Consider the following 5,069-nt stretch of genomic DNA (forward strand, 5'->3'; position numbering starts at 1 on the left):
CGAGATAGAATCGGATCAACCGCCGAGTTACGGGGGAGAGGATTCCGCTCCGACTCCCCTCGATCTTGTTGTAATGGGTCTTGCGGGTTGTATAAACGTAATTTTTGTTATGATAGCCGGTAAAATGAGACTGAACTTTGAAAGTGTCTGGGTTGAAGTCGAAGCCGACAAACCGAAAGGCGCCAAGACAATTGAAGGAGCGAAAGCCGTTCTAAAGATAAAATCCGGAGACAAAAAGGAAAAGATTAAAAAATGCCTCGACCAGGCTCTGGCGACTTGTCCCGTTGGAGTTATCTTTGAAAAAGCAGGGATAAAAGTGAACTGTGAACTCGAAATAGTCAAATAAATCCGAGTTGAGAACAGTTCCGGGAGGATGAAAAAACTGAATAAAAAAGACGTTGTTCTTCTTTACCTGATCTTTTTCCCTTTGTTTCCTTTGCTGGCCTTTTTTTTGGGGATTTTCGGAAGCGAAGCGCTGGGTCTTGACGCTATTGCATATTCGATTGTGATAACGTGTTCTGTTTTGGCGGGATTTGTGCTGAATTTTTATTTTTTCAGATGCCTGTCGGCAAATGCTTTTTTCATGAGAAACTCCTCTCTTGTTTCTGTGTATCTTCTTTATTCGATAATCCTGCTCTTTATTTTCAGGAATTTCCTGTTTTACAACTTCGTGGCGGCTTTTTTTGCCGGTGCTTTCGCCGCGAGAAGAGAGTGTTTTTTTGGTAGAGAGAATTTTAGACCGGGCACACTCGCAAAAATTATGGCGATGACGATTCTATCCGCTCAGCTGTCATTCGCTATTTCAGAGACGGCTGTATTTCCGGACTTTGAAACAATCCGTTTTGGTATTTTTCAAAGACCTTATATCGACACAGCCAACTATATTCAGAAAATATTGGTTTTAACTGCTTTGACATCATTGACTGGCTTGGCGACAATTCTCGGTTTCAGATTGAATACAGGCAAATCCTCTGTTGACAGATGACGATTTGATTTTATAGAATCAAAAGTGTATTGACCGAATTAATCTCAAGCTGAAAAAAGAGGGGAGGATCCGTGCCTAAAAAGACCGGACTCGCCAGGATCATTAATGAGACCTCCGAGTCTCTGCTCGGCTTTTTATGGCAGACTGATCCAATATTCATGAAAATACTGACTTCATCTTCTTCTCTGAAAGACGCGAGGAAGAGAATTTTCGATTACCTGAACAACACGGAGAACGAACTCGAGAACGTAATATCGGACAAGTTCTACGAGAATATTCACGTCCTCGAAATTGAGAACGCCAAAGAATGCATAAGAGTTTTGAAAAATATTTTCCGGACAAAAAACGAGCAGATAGCAGAATTTTCGGCTCTCAATCTATTATACAGGATAGCCGTCAATGAAATAACGGACATGAAAAGAGTCAATCCGGCTTTTTTGACCGAGATGCTATTTCTTATAAAAGGCGTAAATTGTATGTCGGAGATATACGAGGAAGTCTATACAAAAGTTCAGGACCCCGAGAGAAAAGTCAGGTCGAGAATGCATAAGCTCGACGTTTTCGCTTCCGGTATGGAAACAGCTTTTAAGAGGTTCAAAACGGGACAAGACGAAGAAATAGTCTCCATGAGAAGACAAATGAAAAAAAGAATCCTGAAGTTTTACAGAGCGGGAGAAGACGACTGGAATAAATACAAATGGCATCTTTCAAACGTCATAACTTCCCCGGAGCAGCTCGTCAGCCTCGTCAAACTGAGCCAGGAAGAATTCGAAGGCGTTGAGACGGCGGTCAAAAATCATATACCGTTTCAAATAACGCCGTATTATCTTTCTTTGTTCAATCCCGACGGCAGATCCGAACACGACAGGACTGTCAGAGCTCAGGTTCTTCCCACCGTTTATTATTGCAGAAAAATCGCCTGGAGCCGGGTAAAAGAGATTGACATGGATTTTATGGGCGAAAAGTTTACTTCTCCAGTTCCAGGAATAACCAGAAGATACCCCAACATTGTGATTCTGAAACCTTACGATTCCTGTCCGCAGATTTGCGTTTATTGCCAGAGGAACTGGGAGATAAAGAATATTGAAAGAGCTGTTTTTTCAAAGGATCAAAACGAGAAGGCAGTCAAGTGGATAAAAGAAAATCCTCAGATAACCGAGGTGCTTATAACCGGCGGAGATCCCCTGACCCTCGGGAACACTTATCTCAACGAGTTGTTGGAAAGCCTCGCTAAAATTGAACACTTAGAGAGAATAAGAATTGGGACGAGAACACTTGTCACAATTCCTTTCAGGATAAACGAGAGGTTTTTGGAGATACTCAAAAAATATCACGAACCCGGAAAAAGAGAAATCTGCGTAGTCACGCATGTTGAAAGCCCGCTCGAACTCACGGAAGACACAATCGAAGCCGTCACAAAAATAAAGCAATGCGGCATAGGTGTTTACAACCAGCAGGTTTTTACTTATTACAACAGCAAAAGGTTCGAAACGGCATTTTTGAGAAAAATGCTGAAGCTTTGCGGGATTGATCCCTACTATTCTTTCAACACCAAAGGCAAAGACGAAACAAAGGAATTCATGGTCCCCATAGCGAGAATACAGCAGGAAAGGAGGGAAGAGGCAAGGCTTCTTCCCGGCATGGTCAGGACAGACGAACCGGTCTTCAACATTCCAGAGTTGGGGAAATCGCACCTGAGAGCCGGTCAGGACCACGAAATAATTATGATAATGCCGGACGGCAGAAGAGTTTTCAGATTTTATCCATGGGAGATGAAGATATCTCTGTCCGACGACTACATTTACACTGATGTAGGAATATACGATTATCTCAAAAGGCTCGAAGAAGACGGCGAAAAAGTCGAGGAATACAAGACCATCTGGTACTATTTTTGATCAGGTAATATTTTTCAAATTTAATGATATAATTGCCTGCAAAGGCATGAAGCTCTTGTTAAACAAATGGGAGGAAAAATGTTTAAATACAGGTCAATTACTCTGATTTCAGTGTTTATTTTTCTACAGGGCTGTACAAGCTCGACTGATCCCGGCAACAATCAGAGGATTTTATTCGGATGGGCCGCCGGATGTCCGAAAGACAGCACAGCCCTGGTGATAAGGACACTGAACGGCGGAGAACTTTGGACGAGATGCGGAGCGCACGGTGAAATACCCCCTGTGTATATAAGCTGTATTGAGGCCGTAGATCACTCGATTGTGTGGCTTGCCGGGGATGCCTGGGACGGTTACGGGCTTGTAATGAGATCTGAAGACGGAGGACAGACGTGGAGCAGGAAACCCGTACAGGCCGCATTTCCGAATGAAGGCGTAGGTTCTATTTACTCTCTCGACAAATACAGGTCGTGGGCGTCAGGTAGCAACGGCGCTATTTGTTTTACTACAGACGCCGGAGAGACATGGATTCAGAAAAACGATTCACAGACCGTCGGTTATCTTTTGGGTGGCGTCAAGGCTTTCAATTCACTTGTCGTGTGGGCAGTCGGCGGCAGTACCGGTGCAAACGACAGCGGGATAATCGTCAGGACGACCGACGGAGGGACTACCTGGCAGAGACAGGCAGTCGGCACAGAAGTAGACAGTTGTTATCTTATAACTATTTCGGCTCCCGACACTTCCTGCGCTTGGGCGGTCGGCCACGGCTATATTGTGATGAGGACGACAGACGGAGGGCAGGCATGGAACAATGTTTCGCCATACGCCGTATCGGGAAACGACGCAAACGGAATCGTCGCTTTCGACAAAGATAACGCCTGGGTCGTCATGGACTACAATAATGTGTTTAGAACAACTGACGGCGGACAGACATGGAACAAACAGACGGTTCCCGTCACTGACCAGTTCATAACGAGAATTTCGGCAATAGACAGAAACACAGCCTGGGCAGTCGGAAGCCAGAGCAACGCGCCTTTCAACCACGGGGCGATTTTATACACCTCAGACGGCGGAGATAACTGGGTCGAACAGACAAATCCCGTCGAAGGAAACCTGTATTGCGTGTCGTTCTATGGTGAAATCCGCTGAGGAAGATAATTCACATAGACATGGACGCGTATTACGCGGCGATAGAGCAGAGGGACGACCCTTCTCTCAGGTGTAAACCCGTCATAGTCGGAGGTCCTCCAGGGACGAGAAGCGTTGTCGCCACTTGCTCCTACGAAGCGAGGAAATTCGGAGTGAGGTCGGCAATGCCGTCAAACAGGGCAAAAATGCTCTGCCCGCAGGGAATTTTCGTATATCCGAGATTCAGGATATACGAAAATGTATCCAGACAGATAAGGAGCATTTTCAGGGAATACACGGACCTTGTCGAGCCTATGTCTTTGGATGAGGCGTATCTCGACGTCACCGAAAACAAGAAGGGATTGAAATCGGCAACAGCAATTGCAAAGGAGATAAAGAAAAAAATATTTTTGGAGACAAAACTTACGGCGTCGGCTGGTGTCTCCTACAACAAATTTCTGGCAAAAGTCGCGTCTGATTTCAAGAAACCCGACGGACTTACAGTCGTTCCGCCGGGGAAAGCGGAAAAATTTTTAGAGTTACTCGACATAAGGAAATTCTACGGCGTAGGTGAGGCGACGGAAAAGCGGATGAGAAAACTGGGAATAAACAACGGCGCAGACCTCAGAAAAAGAGGCAGGGAGGAGCTGGAGAAAAATTTCGGTAAAGCTGGAATTTATTACTACGAAATAGTCCGGGGAATAGACGAAAGACCTGTAATAAACGAATGGGAGAGAAAATCATACGGAAGCGAGACGACATACGAGGAGGATTTGATAAATTTAAACCAAATCAATGGTGAGATCGAAAAACTTTCGAATAAAGTTTTTTTGGGCACAGAGAAAGAAGGTTTTAAGGCGAGAACGGTTACGATAAAAGTCCGGTACGGTGATTTTACGACGCTTACAAGAAGTCTGACGAGGGAGGACGCTTTCGCCTCAAGTGAGGATCTTGTAAAAACAGCGTTTTTTTTACTGCGTAAAACCGAAGCCGGAAAAAGAAGCATCAGGCTCCTCGGGGTTACGCTTTCGAATTTCTATTCAGATGAAAAAATTATGACAGAG

The 5,069-nt window shown here is 44.8% G+C and carries 5 protein-coding genes; all 5 read left to right on the plus strand.

Annotated features, from left to right (window positions below; all coding sequences use genetic code 11):
• On the plus strand, nucleotides 1–346 hold a 346-nt coding region (locus tag JXL83_02445), incomplete at its 5' end, for an OsmC family protein (protein MBN2362972.1).
• Nucleotides 347–373: 27 nt separating this feature from the next.
• Nucleotides 374–985, plus strand: a complete 612-nt coding sequence (locus JXL83_02450) for a hypothetical protein (GenBank protein MBN2362973.1) — start codon at nucleotides 374–376, stop codon at nucleotides 983–985.
• Nucleotides 986–1,143: 158 nt separating this feature from the next.
• A complete protein-coding gene (locus tag JXL83_02455) occupies nucleotides 1,144–2,880 on the plus strand; it encodes a KamA family radical SAM protein (protein MBN2362974.1) in 1,737 nt (578 codons plus the stop codon).
• A gap of 78 nt (nucleotides 2,881–2,958) precedes the next feature.
• Nucleotides 2,959–4,026: a hypothetical protein gene (locus JXL83_02460; GenBank protein MBN2362975.1), complete on the plus strand. Its 1,068-nt coding sequence runs from the start codon at nucleotides 2,959–2,961 to the stop codon at nucleotides 4,024–4,026.
• The coding region (gene dinB / locus JXL83_02465) for a DNA polymerase IV (GenBank protein MBN2362976.1) at nucleotides 4,023–5,069 on the plus strand (1,047 nt) is incomplete at its 3' end. The genes JXL83_02460 and dinB, both read left to right, overlap by 4 nt.

The sequence above is a fragment of the candidate division WOR-3 bacterium genome (assembly GCA_016934535.1).
Taxonomy (GTDB): Bacteria; SDB-A; SDB-A; order SDB-A; family SDB-A; genus JAFGIG01.